The organism is Pseudomonas sp. B21-035, assembly GCF_024748945.1.
In the GTDB taxonomy this organism is placed as follows: domain Bacteria; phylum Pseudomonadota; class Gammaproteobacteria; order Pseudomonadales; family Pseudomonadaceae; genus Aquipseudomonas.
This window is the reverse complement of record NZ_CP087179.1, coordinates 2,244,404-2,258,365: the sequence shown is the minus strand read 5'-3', so window position 1 is coordinate 2,258,365 and position 13,962 is coordinate 2,244,404. Positions and strand designations below refer to the sequence as shown.

The window sequence follows — 13,962 nt, the reverse complement described above, 5'->3', positions numbered from 1 at the left end:
AAGCTGCAAGACAGGTACGCCCTGGCGCCTCTTGCAGCTCGAAGCTTGAAGCTTGAAGCTGCCCCACAGGTATACTGGCAGGCTCTTGGCCCCCGATCAGGACACCCTGCCGATGATGGAAAACAGTTTCGCCTTTCGCCTCAAGGAACTGCTCGAGCATCACAAGCTGACGTTGCAAGCCGTCGGCACGGCCCTGGGGATCTCGCGCACGGCGGTACACAAATGGACCCGTGGCGGCGAAATCGACTACGACAACCTGCGCAAGCTGGCCGATTTTCTCAAGGTCAACTGGATCTGGCTGCGCTACGGCGAAGAAGCCCTGCAGAACATCCAGCAGCCGCAAGTGGTCGAGCTGCCGATGACCGACCTGCGCCGGCGCTACACCGCCCAGATCATGGAAAGCGAAACGCGCATGAAGCTGGCCCAGGAAGGTGCGCGCATCGTCACCTGGGAATGGAACCTGATCAGCGACGAAGTCACCTACTCGCCCAACGTCGAGCAGGTCTATGGCTGGCCGGTGCATCGCAACGAAGACTTCTGGGCCCACCTGCCGGCCGAAGACGTCGAGCACATGCAGGCCATGTACGCCCAGGCGGTGGCCGACGGCAGTGGCTGCGAATGCGATTTTCGCATCACCCGCCCCGACGGCGAGGTGCGCTGGATTGCTTCCCGGGCCACGGTGCTGCGCGACAGTGCCGGGCGTTCGGTGAAGATGGTCGGCATCAGCATGGACAACACCGAGCGCAAGGTCGCCGAAGAGGAACTGCGCAACAGTGAAGAGCGCTTCCGGGCGATCTTCGAATTGGCCTGGGGCGCCCTCGCCTACATCGACCCCGACGGCAGCTGGCAGCGGGTCAACAACAGCCTCTGCGAGCTGCTTGGCTACCGTGCCGAAGAACTTTACGGCATGACCTTCCAGCAGATCACCCACCCCGATGACCTGGCCGCCAACCTGCAGTTGCTGCAGGCCATGCTCGCGGGCCAGAGCGAGCGCTACGAGGTGGAAAAACGCGTGCGCCGCAAGAACGGCGAGTACCTCTGGGTGCGCGCGCGCACCTCGCTGCAGCGCCGCCGGGACGGTGCGCCGGAGCACCTGATCAGCGTGTTCGAGGACATCAGCGCCGAGCGCTGCGAGCACGAGCGCCTGCAGGCGCATATCGCCGGGCTCGAAGCACGGCTGACAGAAAAACCCTAAGCCCACTCATCGCTTATCGGGAGCGCCAAGGATGCTGCCAGGTTCCACCTCCACTTCTGCCCGGGTCGCGCGCCTGCGCGGCAGGGTCGGCTTGTATTTTGTCGCCGCGCTGTCGGTGCTGGCCGGCATGACCGACGCCATCGGCTTCATGGCCACCGGCGATTTCGTCTCGTTCATGAGCGGCAACACCACGCGCCTGGCGGTATCGCTGGGTGCAGGTGAGCTGGCGCCGATTTTGCGCATTGGCGCGGTGCTGCTGGCCTTTGTCGTCGGCAATGCCCTGGGCGTGGTGATCGCGCGCCTGAGCGGCCGCCGCCCGTGCCCGCTGCTACTGATCATCGCTGCGCTGCTGGGGTTGGCGGCGTTGCTGCCGAGCACCCTGCAACTGCCGGCACTGGTCTCGGCCGTCACCGCCATGGGCATGATCAACGCCGTGGTTGAAGAGGTGAACGGCCTGCCGATCGGCCTCACCTATGTCACCGGCGCGCTGTCGCGCTTTGGCCGGGGCCTGGGCCGGGCGCTGCTGGGCGAGCGCCGGCAAGGCTGGCGGGTGCAGTTGATTCCGTGGACCGGGATGTTCGTCGGCGCCGTGCTCGGGGTGCTGCTGGAGCAGGCCTTCGATCTGGCCGCACTGCTGTTCAGCGCCCTGCTGGCCGCCGCGCTGGGCGTGATCTCGCTGAAGATCCCGCGGCGCTGGCAGCTCAGGTACATGCCGCGCTAGGCAGATTTACAGGCAGGTGGCCAGGGCCGCCATGCGCCGCAGGGCGACGTTGTCGTTGTGCTTGGCGTAGTAACTGACCGCAGTGCTGGCGCCCTGGGCCTTGATGTCGGCAAAGGACTCCGCCTCACGGGTGTAGACGGTGAAGCCGCCTTGCTTGCCAGGCTCGAGGTAGCCGCTGGCATCGACCCCGAAGACGTCCTCGTCCTGCCAGCCGAACTGGATGCACTGGGCAACCACATCCGCCGCCTTGGTCGAGGTGAAGGCCTTGGTCGGCGCCTGGCCGCGCGCCGCCTCCATGGCCGAAGACGCACACCCGGCCAACAACGCTGCAGCGACCATCGCCATTACTACCCGCATGACTCATCCTCGTCAGAAAAAAGACGTGACTGTAGCATTGCCCGGGCGTCAAAGAGACAACCCGCGCGCATAAAGCAGCGGTTTCATCTGCCAAGGAAGCGCACCATCAGAACCCTCGCCTGCCTGCTGCTCAGCAGCACCCTCGCCCTCTCTGCCTGCGGCTCGATCATGGGTCGGGGCTCGGGCTACTACTCCGAGCGCCCCTCCGATGGCGCCTTCATGGGCAGCCGCTCGAATGTGGCGATGCTGTTCGCCCCGACCTACCTACAGTACTGCTGGCCAACCCTGGTCTGCCCGGCGGCCTTTATCGTCTCGCTGCCGGTGGACGTGACCCTGGACGTAGTGCTGCTGCCCTACGACATCGCCCGGCGCTGACGCCGGGCAAATTCACAGGGTGGCGACAATAAAGGTGCGCTTGAACGGGAACAGCGTGCGGCCGTCGTCCTCCTGCGGGTAGTGCGCGTGCAACAGCTTCAGGTACTTGTCGAGAAAGGCCTGGCGTTCGACCTCGTCCAGGGCAGTGAGCACCGGGCGCAGGGCCGAGACCTTGACCCAGTCGAAGATCGGCGAATTGCCCTCGACCACCTGCAGGTGCTCGGTCTCCCAGATGTCCAGCTCGCGGGTCAGCGGCGCCAGCAAGCGATAGTAACTGTCCAGCGTCAGCACATTGCGCGCGGCCATGAACTTGCGCAGTTCCAGGGTCCCTAACGGCCGGCCACTGGGCCCGGGCTCGCTGAGGGCGCGCAGCATCAACTGGTACCAGGGCGCATCGCGCCAGTTGGGCATGTGCGCAGCCAGGCAGCCGCCCGCCTGCAACTGCCCGAGCAAGCGCGGCAACAGGCTTTCGTGGTCTTCGATAAAGTGCAGCACGGCGGCAGCGAACAGCAGGTTGGCCGGTTTTTGCGCCTGCCACTGGCTGACATCGACATGCAGCCAGTTGACGCTGATCGGCAGTGCCAGGGCCTCCTGGAGCATCTCGACCGAACTGTCGACGCCGAACAGCTCGGCCCGTGGCCAGCGCTCGGCGAGCAGGCGCGTGGCGATGCCGGTGCCGCAGCCCAGGTCATAGATGCATTCGGGTGAGTCCAGGTGCAGGTGGTCGAGCAATTCCAGCACCGGGCGTTCGCGCAGGCGGGCAAACTGCAGGTAGCTTTTGGGGTCCCAGGCGCTGTTGGCGCCGGGTGCGGTGGTGCGTTTACGCGGTTCGAGCATGACGGTGGTCCTCTAGCTCCGTGCGATCAATCCTGTCGTCCAATGACATTCAATACTCTGAGTACCAGGGCAAGCCCTCGACGGGTGTGCGGGTCTCGTAGCAGCAACAGCAGGCCATACAGGCTGGGGGTGGGTTGGTTGCGGGTTTGCGCCGAGGCCATGCGCAAGGCATTGCCCAGGTTCCAGCTCAGGGCCGTGGCCTCCTCGAACAGCCCCGAGAGTTTCTCGACCATGGCCGCATCGAGCAGGTCGACAAGGTCGGCGCTCAGTGACAGCAGGTCGACGACGTTGTCCAGGCGGCCACTGTCGAGCAGCGGCTGGAGTTTGCGCAGCAGGGCGTCCAGGCCCGGGTTGGCGCTCACTACGGCGGGTGAATCGATAGCATCCATGACACTCGGCTCCTCCCGTTGTCGGGTCAAAGCATTCCACGGGCCACGGCCCAGTACAGGCCGCGGTTGAATCCATTGCGCAACAGGCTGCCAAGCTTGGTCGGCGGCGTCGGCAGCACGTCGTGAAGGTAGTCGTAGCACAGCGGCATGCCCATCCCCAGGCCCATCTGCGCCGCAGCCTGGACCTTGCCGTCGTACACCGCGCAGGTGCTGCCCAGGCGGATTTCGCCGGCGATGTTGTTGGCGATTATCGGTGCCTGGTTATGGCAGGCGCCGCCGGCCTTGCTGATCGGCAGGTCGACGCTGTCGCCGATCACATACACGCCGTCCAGGCCATAGACCTGCAGGGTTTCGTGGTTGGTCGGCAGCCAGCCTTCGTTGTTCGGCGCGCGCGAGGCGCCGCTGTGCAACACGGCATCCACCGCGCGGATTGGCGGCGTGGCCATGAGAATGTCGAACGGCTGCGCGTCGCCCTCTTCGGAGTAGGCAATGCGCTGTGCGGGATCGACCTTGCTGAGGGTGAAGCCGCGCTGGAAGCGGATGTTCTTCTGCTCGAAAATGCCCGGCAGGATCTCGCCGGTGGGCCGCTGCAAGAACAGGCAATTGCGCAGCAGCTGCGCGGTGCTCGGGTAGGTGTAGATGATCTCGACCTTGTCGCGCACCCCGCGCTGGCGCAGGTAGTCGTCGAGCATCAGGGTGGTTTCCACCGGAGCGATGCCGCATTGGTGCGGCACGTTGGGGGTTTGCGGAAACGACACGGTGATGAAAATCCGCCCCTTCTCGATGCTCGCCAGGCGCCGCGCCAGTTGCCGCGCCGGCTCGTACTGGTAGAAGTGGTCACCGGCCTCCTGCAGGCCCTCGATACGCTCCGGGGCGGGCACGCAGCCGGTGGCGATCACCAGAAAGTCATAGCCGTAGCGCTTGCCTGAGCGGGTATGCAGGGTTTGCCCGGCGAAATCGAAGTGGGTGACTTCCTGCACCTGGAAGTCGATTTCCGGGCGCAGCAACGAGCGCTGCGGGCGCTTGAGCTCGTTTTCGAAGAACTGGTTGAAGGCCACGTACATGAACGCGGGCTTGTAGTAGTGATGAGCGGAATTGGACAGCAGGGTCACGCGCACCTGCTCGCTGAGCACTTCCGGGTAGAGCTTGCTTACCAGTTGATTGGCCAGCATCGTACCGCCGACGCCGCCACCCGCAATGACAATATGCCTGGCCATTGAGTCGCATCCCTGCTGTGGATCCAATCCACATGGTTAAAGCACCGGCGACAATAAGCAAATACTCCTTGGCTATAAGTGTTAATCCATTGGTGCAAAAATTGTGAGCGCATCAGGGGGTTGCTGCCAATCCAGGCCGTGCGTTAAAGCGCCAGGAATGCGACCATCGCCCCACCTCGCAAGGATCAGCGCCATCACCATGCACGTCTCCCGCACCACCCTGATCATCCGCCGCATCGGCGCCTGGCTGCTCGATACCCTGTTCGCCCTCGGCGCCTGGTTTGTGCTGGCCGTGCTCGGCTATGGCCGTGGCGAAGACGGCATGCTGCTGATGCAGCTGCTGTACTTCCCGGTATTTGAATACCTGATGCGCGGGCGAACCCCGGGCAAGCTGCTGCTGGGGCTGATGGTGATCAACCGCGCCGGCCAGCCGCCGAACCTGTTGCAGGCGCTGGTGCGCGGCATCACCCGGCCTCTCGAGGCCGCCTTTGGCCTGATCGTCATCTGGCTGTGCGCCGAGTCGCGCCATTGCCAGCGGCCCGGCGACTGGCTGGCGCGCACCTATGTGATCGACAGCCGCGACCTCAGGGTGCTGCGCCAGCAGGCAGGCACCGGCTAACTTACAAAGCCTCGTCGGCGTCCTCGTCTTCTTCGACTTCACGCTTGTTGGCCATGCCGTTCATCAGCCCTATCACCCCCGCCACGTACAGCCCGCCCAGGCACATGATCACCGAGGGCTCGACGCCGAAGATCATCTGCGAGATACCCGCTATCGCCAACACCAGCAGGCCGCCGAAGACGTTGGTGTCGATGTTGTGGTGATTGAGCAAAAACGTGCCCAGCAACGCCAGGGCCACCAGGCTGAAGCAAATGGCGATGTAGGAGTAGGCCTTGAAATCCCAGATCAGAAAGACATTGATCGTCGAGGTGTAGTTGATGATGTAGCCGATCAGCGTGATGCAGCCAATGAAACCGAGGGCCACGGCGGTGCCCTTCCAGTTGCTGGTGTTGTGGTCCAAAACGTTCTTCCTTGAATGAGCAAAAATCGGCGGCCACTCTACCACCGATCCGCGGCAATGCCCCGCACGCTGCAGCACATCAACGAACTGGCGCTGATTTTCTGCCAGACTTGCAGCCTTCAGGTATCAGGATGACTGCATGAACCACGATCTGCTCTGGGTACTCGGCCTGCTGTTCAGCGCCGTGGCCCTGTTCATCGCCAACCGGCCACGCATGGACGTGGTCGCCCTGCTGGTGATCGTCGCCCTGCCGCTGCTGGGCATCATCAGCGTGCAGGAAGCCCTGGCCGGTTTCAGCGACCCCAACGTGGTGCTGATCGCCGCCCTGTTCGTGATCGGTGAAGGCCTGGTGCGCACCGGCATCGCCTACCGCATCGGCGAGTGGATGGCCGACCGCGCCGGCAACAGCGAAGCGCGGCTGATTGTCTTGCTGATGGTCTGCGTCGCCGGCCTGGGCTCGGTGATGAGCTCCACCGGGGTGGTGGCGATCTTCATTCCGGTGGTGTTGAGCATTGCCGCGCGCATGCAGGTCTCACCCAGCCGGCTGATGATGCCGCTGGCCTTCGCCGGCTTGATCAGCGGCATGCTCAGCCTGGTGGCAACCCCGCCCAACGTGGTGGTGCACAGTGAACTGGTGCGCCATGGCGAAAGCGGTTTCAGCTTCTTCAGCTTTACCCCGTTCGGCCTGGTGGTGCTGTTGCTGGGGGTTGGCTACATGCTCCTGACCCGCCACTGGCTGGGCGGCGAAGTGCGCAAGGACGGCAGCGCGCAAACCCGCCGCACCCTGCTCGACCTGATCATCGACTACAAGCTCGCCGGCCGCGAACGGCGCCTGCGCGTGCGCCCCGGTTCGCCCTTGATCGGCCACAGCCTGAGCGAACTGAAACTGCGCACCGAACACGGCGCCAGCGTGGTCGGCATCGAGCGCCAGCACAAGTTCACCACCCGCGTGCTCAGCCCCGATTCGAGCACCACGGTGCACGAAGGCGACGTGTTGCTGCTCGACCTGTTCGCGCCCAAGGACGACCTGCGCAGCCTGTGCCAGAGCATGCAGCTGGAACCGCTGCACTTCAAGGCCGCCTACTTCATCGACCAGTCCCAGGAAGTGGGCATGGCCGAAGTGGCGGTGCCGCCGGGCTCGCAATTGATCGGCAAGAGCCTGCTGGAGCTGACCTTCCGCAGCCGCTGGGGCCTCAACGTGGTCGGCCTGCGCCGCGACCAGAACGCCATCGAAGATCAACTGGTGGAAGAAAAACTCAAGCTCGGCGATACCCTGCTGATGATCGGCACCTGGAAAGCCATTCGCCAGTTGCAGACCCAGCCGCGGGACTTCCTGGTACTGAGCCTGCCAGCGGAAATCGACAACGTCGCCCCGGCCGGCAACCGCGCGCCCTATGCGCTGATCAGCCTGGCGGTGATGGTCGGGCTGATGGTCAGCGGCGTGGTGCCCAACGTGATTGCCGCGCTGATCGGCTGCCTGCTGATGGGCGCCGGGCGTTGCATCGACATGAACAGCGCCTACCGCGCCATCCACTGGCAGAGCCTGGTGCTGATCGTCGGCATGCTGCCGTTCGCCCTGGCCCTGCAGAAAACCGGCGGCATCGCCCTGGCCGTGCACGGCCTGGTGCAGATGCTCGGCAGCGCCGGGCCCTATGTGATCCTCGCCAGCCTGTTCGCCATCACCGCGATCATCGGCCTGTTCATCTCCAACACCGCCACCGCGGTACTGATGGCGCCGGTGGCGGTGACCACCGCCGAGCAACTGGGCGCCTCGCCCTACCCCTTTGCGATGATCGTCGCCCTGGCCGCCTCGGCGGCGTTCATGACCCCGGTATCGTCGCCGGTCAACACCCTGGTGCTCGGCCCCGGCCAGTATCGCTTCGGCGATTTCGTCAAGGTCGGGGTGCCGTTCACCCTGCTGGTGATGGTGGTCAGCGTGATCATGGTGCCTTGGCTGTTTGCCCTGTGACGGCGCCGCGCTTCTGCGCCTGGAGGGTTTCGGCGGCCTGGCGCCAGTCCCGCGCCCAGCCATCAAGGACCACCTTGAGGTTGTCGGCGGTCATCACCTGATCGTCGTTCTCCAGCGGCAGGCCGGTGCCCTTGCGCACCACCTCGGCAACCACCGCGCGGCTGCCGCCGTCGAGGAACGCTGCTTCGGTGGCGATCACGCTGTCCAGATCGCGAATACCGACGGCGCTGCTGACTCCGGCGGCCACCAGGGTCACCGGCAGGTATTCATAAAAATGCAGCGCCTGGGTATGGGCGCCCACCGAGGTGATCGCCGGGCGCACGATCAAGGTGTGCGGGCCGGGCTGCTCGACCAGGTTGAGGACCTTGCCCAGTTCGCGCTTGAGCGCCGCATCGTAGTAACGGGTTACCGCCTGCAGGGTGCTCGCCGGGATCTGCGGGCTGGTCTTGGGCATCGGGTAGAACTGGCTCGGGGCAATGTACACCTGGCTGTAGCGCTCCATGCGCAGCTTGGGGCTGACCCAGCGCAGCACGGCGTCGCCGGAAGCGGTCTTGTGTTCGCTCAGCTGGTCGTAGTTGCGCAAAAAGCCCGAGTACTCCTTGGGGCTGACCTTGTTCTGGCTGCAACCGGCCAGCAGCAGCGAGGCGCTCAACAGCGGTACGATCAATTGCTTGCGCATGCTCAGCCTCCGAAGCCGTCATTGGCCGGGCGCGGCGTGCTGGTCGAGCGGTCCACGTGCAGCTCGCCGTGGCTCATGATCCAGTGCACCAGTTCGCCCACGGGGATCTTGTAGCTGTACTCCATCCACTGATTGCTGGTCGGGCTGTAGCGCTCGAAATAATGGCTGAGGAGCATGTGCCTGCCGTCGCTGGACAAACCCAGGCGCGAGTCCTGGTAGCTGAGCAGCGCGTTGCGCCAGAGCTCCTGGGTACGCAGGTCGAGGGTCAGCGACTGGTTGCTGTCAAAGTCTTGGGTCGGGTGGGTGGCCGGCATGGAAAACTCTCTTGAGTGAACTGGCCACAGCCTGCCCCAGGGCTTTTGCTGGCTGATGTCCGCTTTGTGTCGGCCGTGCAGGAATGTTACGAGATTGAAATAAATGACCGGCAGCGCAGAATGGTTTTAGATACGCACTTTTCACGGCCCGTGGACCACAACGTGAGCAGACTGCTGATCGTCGATGACGACCTGGAAATTTGTGCCCTGCTGAAGAAGTTCTTTGTCCGCCACGGCTATGACGTCGACCTGGCCGGCAACGGCGAGGCCATGTGGGCGACGATCGAGCAGCAGCGCCCGGACATCATCATCCTCGACCTGATGCTGCCCGGCGAAGGCGGCCTGAGCCTGTGCCAGAAACTGCGCGCCAACACCGGCATCCCGATCATCATGCTGACCGCCATGGACGAGCTCAGTGACCGCATCGTCGGCCTGGAGCTGGGCGCCGACGACTACCTGGGCAAGCCCTTCGACGCCCGCGAGCTGCTCGCCCGCCTGCGCGCCGTGCAGCGCCGGGCCGGTGAGCAACTGCGCCCGACAAACGAGGAAAGCCGCCCGCTGATTCATTTCGACCACTGGCAGCTGGACGTCACCCGCCGTGAACTGCGCACCCCCGACGGGGTGATGGTGCCGCTGTCGGCCGGAGAGTTCGACCTGTTGCTGGTATTCCTCGAACACCCGCAGCGCATCCTCACCCGCGAGCAACTGATCGACCTCGCCCGCGGCCAGGGGCACGAGGCGTTCGACCGCAGCATCGACGTGCAGGTCAGCCGCCTGCGGCGCAAGATCGAACCCGACAGCAAGCGCCCGGAGCTGATCCGCACCGTGCGCAATGGCGGTTACCTGTTCAGCGCCAAGGTCAGCCGCTCGTGATCCGCCTCGTCCTGCGCCGCGACAGCATCAGCCGGCGCATCGCCCTGACCATCATCGCGGCGATGCTGACCTCGGTGGCGCTCAATGTGCTGTTCGTGCAAATGGCCGGGGTCTGGGCGCGCCCGCCGTTGACCCAGACCGGCCTGCTGGAACAGATCGCCGTCACCACCCGCACCCTCGAAGCCGCACCGGCGGAACTGCGCGCGACCCTGGCCAAGGCCGCCAGCAACCCGCTGCTCGAGGTGCAGTGGAGCCGCCAGCGCGCCGACCTGCAACTGCCCGGGCCGGGCGCGCGGATTACCCTCGAAGAAACCCCGCCGCTGCAGCGCCTGCTGGCCGACAGCCCACGCCAGCTTGAGGGATTCCAGCCCAGCGACTGGCCGGCGGACAGCGCCGACGCCCATTACAAACTGGTCATGCAGATCAGCGACGGCAGCTGGCTGGCCTTCACCCCGCCATATCGCAGCTGGGGCCTGAGCTCGGCCATGCGCTTTACCATCATCGGCGTGCTGGCCCTGGTTGCCGCGCTGCTGGTGGCCTGGGTCGGCACCCGCCAGCTGGCCGGCCCGCTGCAGCGCTTCGCCCGGGCGGCGCGGCGCTTTGGCAGTGATTTTCGCGCACCGCCCATCCGCCTCGAAGGCCCGCACGAGTGGCGCCAGGCGATCACCGCCTTCAACACCATGCAGGCGCAGATCCAGCACTTCGTCGCCGAGCGTACGCAGATGCTCGCCGCCATCTCCCACGACTTGCGCGCGCCCTTGACGCGCATGCGCCTGCGCGGCGAGTTCATCGACGACCCCGAGCAACAGCGCAAGCTGTTCCGTGACGTTGATGAGATGCAAAGCATGATCAATGCCGCGCTGGGTTTTTTCCGCGACGAAACCCGGCTGGAAGAAACCACCCCGTTCGACCTGGCCGAACTGCTGCAAACTCTGATCGACGACTACCGCGACCAGCAGATCGGCATCGCTTTCGAAGGCCCGGCCAACCTGGTGTTCCATGGCCGGCCACTGGGTTTGAAGCGCGCCGTGACCAACCTGGTGGAAAATGCCCTGAAGTACGCCCGCGAGCCCGAAGTGCAGTTGAGCCGCGGCGCCCAGGCCATCATCATCGAAATCCGCGACCGCGGCCCGGGCATTGCCGAGGCCTCGCTGGAACAGGTGTTCATGCCGTTCTTTCGCCTGGAGTCCTCGCGCAACCGTGATACCGGTGGGGTTGGCCTGGGGCTGTCGTCGGCGCGCTCGGCAGTGCGTGAACAAGGCGGCGAACTGCTCCTGAGCAACCGCCAGGGCGGTGGCCTGGTGGCGCGCATCGAGTTGCCGCGATGAACAAATGGCGCCTGCCCCGGCTGCAATGGCGTCACCTGGCTCTTGCTCTGTACCTGCTGAGCCTGGTGCTCCCGGCGGTGCACAGCGAGGAGCACAACTGGCTGCGCGAGGAGTACAGCCACGCCATCAATTCCGGCTTCATTGCTTGCATCCTGGGCTTGCCGGCGATGCTGTTCGGCTACTTCGCCTGGCTGGCGAACCCCTTGTTCCTGGCGGCCTACCGCACCCGCAGCGACAGGCGCCGGTTGATCTATGCCCTGCTGGCGTTGCTGGCCGGGTTGTCGCTGCAGTGGCAACGGGTGAGCCTGTATGACGAGGATGGTCAGTTCACCGTTACCGGGTACACCTATGGGTATTACGTCTGGTTGCTGTCCTTTGTATGGTTGGGTGTTTGCGGCGCCAGGCGAGCAGGCGCCAGGTGATGTGCTAACAGCCTGATCAAGACAGTTGCTCCCACAATAGATCTGCATACACCGCTCCCACAATAGATCTGCATACACCGGACCTGTAGGACGCTGGCAAAGCCCCACAGTGGAGCTGTGTCCGCTGGACCAGTGGCTGCCAAGACAGAGGCAGGTTGCCCGTCTCAGCGTTGCAGCGACTCCAAGGTCAAGCCAGCCAGGTAGGCCACCTTCGGGTCAGCATCAGTGAGGCATTCCTGCAGCGCGATCAGGGCCGCTTTCAGCTTGCGCTTGCCCAGTCGACGGTTGTCGAGCACACAGGCGGCATGGCGACGAATGGCGACATGCTCGCACCCCAGGCCGCGCAGAGCTTCGTCGATATCGCTGTTGCTGATGGTGCAGTAGCTGGAGCCCGGCTTGATCACCTCCTCGGCGTCCGCTGCGCACTGCGGGTAACGCTGCAGCAGGGTTTCCAGCGGCCGGTAGTCAAGTACCGGCGCCTGCGCGCCCTGATCCCGAAAGGCCCGAAGATTGGCGCAGCAACCCGCCACCGCCAAGCTCGCCAGCGCTGCGTCATCAGCCTGCGCCAGCAACCAGTCGAAATCACCCAGGTAACCCAGCGCGTTGGCGCTCCACCTGCGCGTGCTCGGCTCTGTGCCGTTGACCACTTGCAAGCGCAGCGCCGCGATTGCCGCCGGGTCGGCGACCCCGGCAAGCCCCAGGAGCATCGCCGCCCGCCAGCGCTCCGGGCCCTTGTGCAGCATCTGCACCAGCGCCGCCGTGGCACTGGCACCCCGGGCAATCAGCCAGCGGCAGGCCTCTTCAGCGTCAATCGGCATAGGACGGACAAGGCAGCGCAGGTAATAACTCACCTGCTCTTGCTCTGCCAGCGCGGCTACCCGGCGACGCTCCTGGCCAGTGGCGTCCTGCTCGGGGAAGTGCAGCAGAAACTGGCGCGGCGTCAGGCTTTTGGCCGCAAGCTGCGGCCCGCCGCATTCATCATGGAAGAACACGATGAAGTCCTTGGCCAACCGTGGGTCTTTAGCGTAAATGCGGTTGAGCGCCTTGGCAGCGCGCGCTACGGTCTGCACGAACCGCTGCTCGGCCGCCGTCCAGGCATCCGGCCCGGCGCGATTGGCGTAGGCTTGCATCGGCGCTTCGAGGGCACTCAGGGTGGGGTTGGCGTAATCGTCCAGCATCCAGTCCCAGCGCCAGTCCGCCGGGTTCCACTGCACGCCCCAGAAGCCCTCCTGCTTGCGCCGCGGATGATCCTCCTCCAGCGCCGCCAGGCTGTTGGCGGCAAACGACGGCAGGTCGATGACCCGCTCCTCTTCGCGGTAGCTGGCATGGAAGGCGGCGCCATACAGCGGCCCGACACCTTCAGCGAGCAGCGCCTCCAGGGTGGCCCGGGCCGACTCGACCAGGCTGTTCTCCAGGGCTTTCCAGTCCATGGCTCAGCGCACCACTTGCCGCGGGCGTTGCGGGCGCAAAAAATAGCCCATGAAGAACGCGATCATCACCAGCATCGCGCCCAGGTCGGTATTGCCGCCAGGCCCGACGAACTGGAACAGCCCGGTACCCATGACAATCCCGGAGGTAACACACAGGACAAACCACACGGCTTTCTTGAGAAACTTCACGATCGACATCCCTGCCAGAAAAAACAAAAGCCCGACCGAGGTCAGGCTTGAAGGCGGCCAACTTGGCGCAGATGCGCGCGCCTGTCAACTGCGCGGTTGCTATCCACCATCGGTATCAATGTCGGCGTCCTTGCGCGGTTTGTCTTCGGGCCTGGACTTGAAGTCCGGGCTGTAGTCGTTGTCCCGGGCGGCCTGGTCGGGTCGGGGCTGGTTAGGCGCCTTGGCCGGCCCGGTTGGGTCGACCTGCGGATCATCGAGGTCCGGCGAGTCCGGGTCGAAGCCCAAGTCATCCGCTTTGCTGGCGTGTTCAGACGAATTTGCGCCGCTGTCGCTGTGCTTGTTCATGAAGTCCTCCTGATCGCGCCTCCAGAAGCCAGAGGCGTGTTATTGGGAGGCCGGCGCGGGAGAATCGTGCGATTGGATCTGATCAGTGGGCTGCATCAGCACGGATATAGAGGGCAAGACGGGCAACGCGAAAAAATTATAGACCCGGCCCCGCCTTAACGACGGCTTAACCGCCGCGGATTTATCCTCCAATTCCTCCCTTCAGAACGTTTGGCCCACCTCGGTGGGCCTTTTTTGTTGCGGCAAATTACAACGCTCATGGGGAAACAAAATCCCGAAAACACAGTCTGAGTTTGTACCTTC

At 64.6% G+C, this 13,962-nt stretch carries 18 protein-coding genes; 8 read left to right on the top strand and 10 right to left on the bottom strand.

Going from position 1 to position 13,962, the window contains the following annotated elements; translation table 11 throughout:
• Nucleotides 1-112 precede the first annotated feature (112 nt).
• Together LOY22_RS10435 and LOY22_RS10430 are read left to right on the top strand one after the other, a co-directional pair.
• Nucleotides 113-1,195 (top strand): helix-turn-helix transcriptional regulator, encoded by a 1,083-nt coding sequence (locus tag LOY22_RS10435; protein ID WP_093384448.1) that lies wholly within the window; start codon nucleotides 113-115, stop codon nucleotides 1,193-1,195.
• 31 nt (nucleotides 1,196-1,226) lie between these two features.
• Nucleotides 1,227-1,916: a YoaK family protein gene (locus LOY22_RS10430; RefSeq protein WP_093384453.1), complete on the top strand. Its 690-nt coding sequence runs from the start codon at nucleotides 1,227-1,229 to the stop codon at nucleotides 1,914-1,916.
• A gap of 6 nt (nucleotides 1,917-1,922) precedes the next feature.
• Here the strand turns inward: LOY22_RS10430 and LOY22_RS10425 are convergent, their stop codons facing one another.
• Nucleotides 1,923-2,273 (bottom strand): DUF2322 family protein, encoded by a 351-nt coding sequence (locus tag LOY22_RS10425; RefSeq protein WP_045201247.1) that lies wholly within the window; start codon nucleotides 2,271-2,273, stop codon nucleotides 1,923-1,925.
• Nucleotides 2,274-2,441: 168 nt separating this feature from the next.
• On the opposite strand from LOY22_RS10425, the gene LOY22_RS10420 reads away from it, so the two are divergent.
• Entirely contained in the window at nucleotides 2,442-2,648 is a 207-nt protein-coding gene (locus LOY22_RS10420) for a YceK/YidQ family lipoprotein (RefSeq protein WP_052676556.1), read from the top strand.
• Between the two features lie 12 nt (nucleotides 2,649-2,660).
• On the opposite strand, the gene LOY22_RS10415 is transcribed toward LOY22_RS10420, so the two are convergent.
• Genes LOY22_RS10415 through LOY22_RS10405 form a run of 3 tightly spaced genes read right to left on the bottom strand, consistent with a single transcriptional unit; the run spans nucleotide 2,661 to nucleotide 5,091 of the window.
• Nucleotides 2,661-3,485, bottom strand: coding sequence for a methyltransferase domain-containing protein (locus LOY22_RS10415; RefSeq protein WP_213601731.1), 825 nt, complete (start codon nucleotides 3,483-3,485; stop codon nucleotides 2,661-2,663).
• Nucleotides 3,486-3,511: 26 nt separating this feature from the next.
• On the bottom strand, nucleotides 3,512-3,874 hold the full coding sequence (locus LOY22_RS10410; RefSeq protein WP_195883694.1) for a DUF1641 domain-containing protein: 363 nt from the start codon (nucleotides 3,872-3,874) through the stop codon (nucleotides 3,512-3,514).
• 26 nt (nucleotides 3,875-3,900) lie between these two features.
• Nucleotides 3,901-5,091 carry an FAD/NAD(P)-binding oxidoreductase gene (locus LOY22_RS10405; protein WP_258597380.1) on the bottom strand — a complete coding sequence of 397 codons (1,191 nt, stop codon included), beginning with the start codon at nucleotides 5,089-5,091 and terminating at the stop codon, nucleotides 3,901-3,903.
• Between the two features lie 199 nt (nucleotides 5,092-5,290).
• Here LOY22_RS10405 and LOY22_RS10400 point away from each other — a divergent pair, with 199 nt between their 5' ends.
• On the top strand, nucleotides 5,291-5,710 hold the full coding sequence (locus LOY22_RS10400) for an RDD family protein (RefSeq protein ID WP_258597378.1): 420 nt from the start codon (nucleotides 5,291-5,293) through the stop codon (nucleotides 5,708-5,710).
• 1 nt (nucleotide 5,711) lies between these two features.
• Here the strand turns inward: LOY22_RS10400 and LOY22_RS10395 are convergent, their stop codons facing one another.
• Nucleotides 5,712-6,110: a hypothetical protein gene (locus tag LOY22_RS10395; protein WP_258597376.1), complete on the bottom strand. Its 399-nt coding sequence runs from the start codon at nucleotides 6,108-6,110 to the stop codon at nucleotides 5,712-5,714.
• A gap of 139 nt (nucleotides 6,111-6,249) precedes the next feature.
• Here LOY22_RS10395 and LOY22_RS10390 point away from each other — a divergent pair, with 139 nt between their 5' ends.
• Nucleotides 6,250-8,079 (top strand): SLC13 family permease, encoded by a 1,830-nt coding sequence (locus tag LOY22_RS10390; protein WP_258597374.1) that lies wholly within the window; start codon nucleotides 6,250-6,252, stop codon nucleotides 8,077-8,079.
• Here LOY22_RS10390 and LOY22_RS10385 read toward each other — a convergent pair.
• Nucleotides 8,051-8,758, bottom strand: coding sequence for a DUF3313 domain-containing protein (locus LOY22_RS10385; protein WP_093384474.1), 708 nt, complete (start codon nucleotides 8,756-8,758; stop codon nucleotides 8,051-8,053). The two genes, LOY22_RS10390 and LOY22_RS10385, sit on opposite strands and share 29 nt — an antisense overlap.
• Nucleotides 8,759-8,760: 2 nt before the next feature.
• Nucleotides 8,761-9,072 (bottom strand): hypothetical protein, encoded by a 312-nt coding sequence (locus LOY22_RS10380; RefSeq protein WP_093384477.1) that lies wholly within the window; start codon nucleotides 9,070-9,072, stop codon nucleotides 8,761-8,763.
• Between the two features lie 120 nt (nucleotides 9,073-9,192).
• Here LOY22_RS10380 and LOY22_RS10375 point away from each other — a divergent pair, with 120 nt between their 5' ends.
• The 3 genes from LOY22_RS10375 to LOY22_RS10365 are packed head-to-tail and all read left to right on the top strand — an operon-like array spanning nucleotide 9,193 to nucleotide 11,695.
• Complete coding sequence (locus tag LOY22_RS10375) at nucleotides 9,193-9,945, top strand: response regulator (RefSeq protein WP_408980941.1); 753 nt, start codon at nucleotides 9,193-9,195, stop codon at nucleotides 9,943-9,945.
• Nucleotides 9,942-11,273 carry a cell wall metabolism sensor histidine kinase WalK gene (locus LOY22_RS10370; RefSeq protein ID WP_258597370.1) on the top strand — a complete coding sequence of 444 codons (1,332 nt, stop codon included), beginning with the start codon at nucleotides 9,942-9,944 and terminating at the stop codon, nucleotides 11,271-11,273. Before LOY22_RS10375 ends, LOY22_RS10370 begins: the two co-directional genes overlap by 4 nt.
• Nucleotides 11,270-11,695, top strand: coding sequence for a hypothetical protein (locus LOY22_RS10365; RefSeq protein ID WP_258597368.1), 426 nt, complete (start codon nucleotides 11,270-11,272; stop codon nucleotides 11,693-11,695). The genes LOY22_RS10370 and LOY22_RS10365 overlap by 4 nt, the downstream gene beginning before the upstream one ends.
• Nucleotides 11,696-11,859: 164 nt before the next feature.
• On the opposite strand, the gene LOY22_RS10360 is transcribed toward LOY22_RS10365, so the two are convergent.
• The 3 genes from LOY22_RS10360 to LOY22_RS10350 all read right to left on the bottom strand — a co-directional run bounded on the left by LOY22_RS10360 (nucleotide 11,860) and on the right by LOY22_RS10350 (nucleotide 13,659).
• Nucleotides 11,860-13,125, bottom strand: a complete 1,266-nt coding sequence (locus LOY22_RS10360; RefSeq protein ID WP_258597366.1) for a DUF4303 domain-containing protein — start codon at nucleotides 13,123-13,125, stop codon at nucleotides 11,860-11,862.
• Between the two features lie 3 nt (nucleotides 13,126-13,128).
• Nucleotides 13,129-13,314, bottom strand: coding sequence for a hypothetical protein (locus LOY22_RS10355; protein ID WP_143013292.1), 186 nt, complete (start codon nucleotides 13,312-13,314; stop codon nucleotides 13,129-13,131).
• Nucleotides 13,315-13,413: 99 nt separating this feature from the next.
• Nucleotides 13,414-13,659: a DUF6021 family protein gene (locus LOY22_RS10350; protein ID WP_093384492.1), complete on the bottom strand. Its 246-nt coding sequence runs from the start codon at nucleotides 13,657-13,659 to the stop codon at nucleotides 13,414-13,416.
• Nucleotides 13,660-13,962: the final 303 nt, after the last annotated feature.

Excerpts from the sequence above, each read along its gene's own strand:
- LOY22_RS10400 (WP_258597378.1), top strand. The coding sequence starts at position 5,291 with ATGCACGTCTCCCGCACCACCCTGATCATCCGCCGCATCGGCGCCTGG.
- LOY22_RS10390 (WP_258597374.1), top strand. The coding sequence starts at position 6,250 with ATGAACCACGATCTGCTCTGGGTACTCGGCCTGCTGTTCAGCGCCGTG.
- LOY22_RS10360 (WP_258597366.1), bottom strand. The coding sequence starts at position 13,125 with ATGGACTGGAAAGCCCTGGAGAACAGCCTGGTCGAGTCGGCCCGGGCC.
- LOY22_RS10350 (WP_093384492.1), bottom strand. The coding sequence starts at position 13,659 with ATGAACAAGCACAGCGACAGCGGCGCAAATTCGTCTGAACACGCCAGC.
- LOY22_RS10415 (WP_213601731.1), bottom strand. The coding sequence starts at position 3,485 with ATGCTCGAACCGCGTAAACGCACCACCGCACCCGGCGCCAACAGCGCC.
- LOY22_RS10425 (WP_045201247.1), bottom strand. The coding sequence starts at position 2,273 with ATGCGGGTAGTAATGGCGATGGTCGCTGCAGCGTTGTTGGCCGGGTGT.
- LOY22_RS10375 (WP_408980941.1), top strand. The coding sequence starts at position 9,193 with ATGGTTTTAGATACGCACTTTTCACGGCCCGTGGACCACAACGTGAGC.
- LOY22_RS10435 (WP_093384448.1), top strand. The coding sequence starts at position 113 with ATGATGGAAAACAGTTTCGCCTTTCGCCTCAAGGAACTGCTCGAGCAT.
- LOY22_RS10430 (WP_093384453.1), top strand. The coding sequence starts at position 1,227 with ATGCTGCCAGGTTCCACCTCCACTTCTGCCCGGGTCGCGCGCCTGCGC.
- LOY22_RS10380 (WP_093384477.1), bottom strand. The coding sequence starts at position 9,072 with ATGCCGGCCACCCACCCGACCCAAGACTTTGACAGCAACCAGTCGCTG.
- LOY22_RS10405 (WP_258597380.1), bottom strand. The coding sequence starts at position 5,091 with ATGGCCAGGCATATTGTCATTGCGGGTGGCGGCGTCGGCGGTACGATG.
- LOY22_RS10365 (WP_258597368.1), top strand. The coding sequence starts at position 11,270 with ATGAACAAATGGCGCCTGCCCCGGCTGCAATGGCGTCACCTGGCTCTT.
- LOY22_RS10385 (WP_093384474.1), bottom strand. The coding sequence starts at position 8,758 with ATGCGCAAGCAATTGATCGTACCGCTGTTGAGCGCCTCGCTGCTGCTG.
- LOY22_RS10420 (WP_052676556.1), top strand. The coding sequence starts at position 2,442 with ATGGGTCGGGGCTCGGGCTACTACTCCGAGCGCCCCTCCGATGGCGCC.
- LOY22_RS10410 (WP_195883694.1), bottom strand. The coding sequence starts at position 3,874 with ATGGATGCTATCGATTCACCCGCCGTAGTGAGCGCCAACCCGGGCCTG.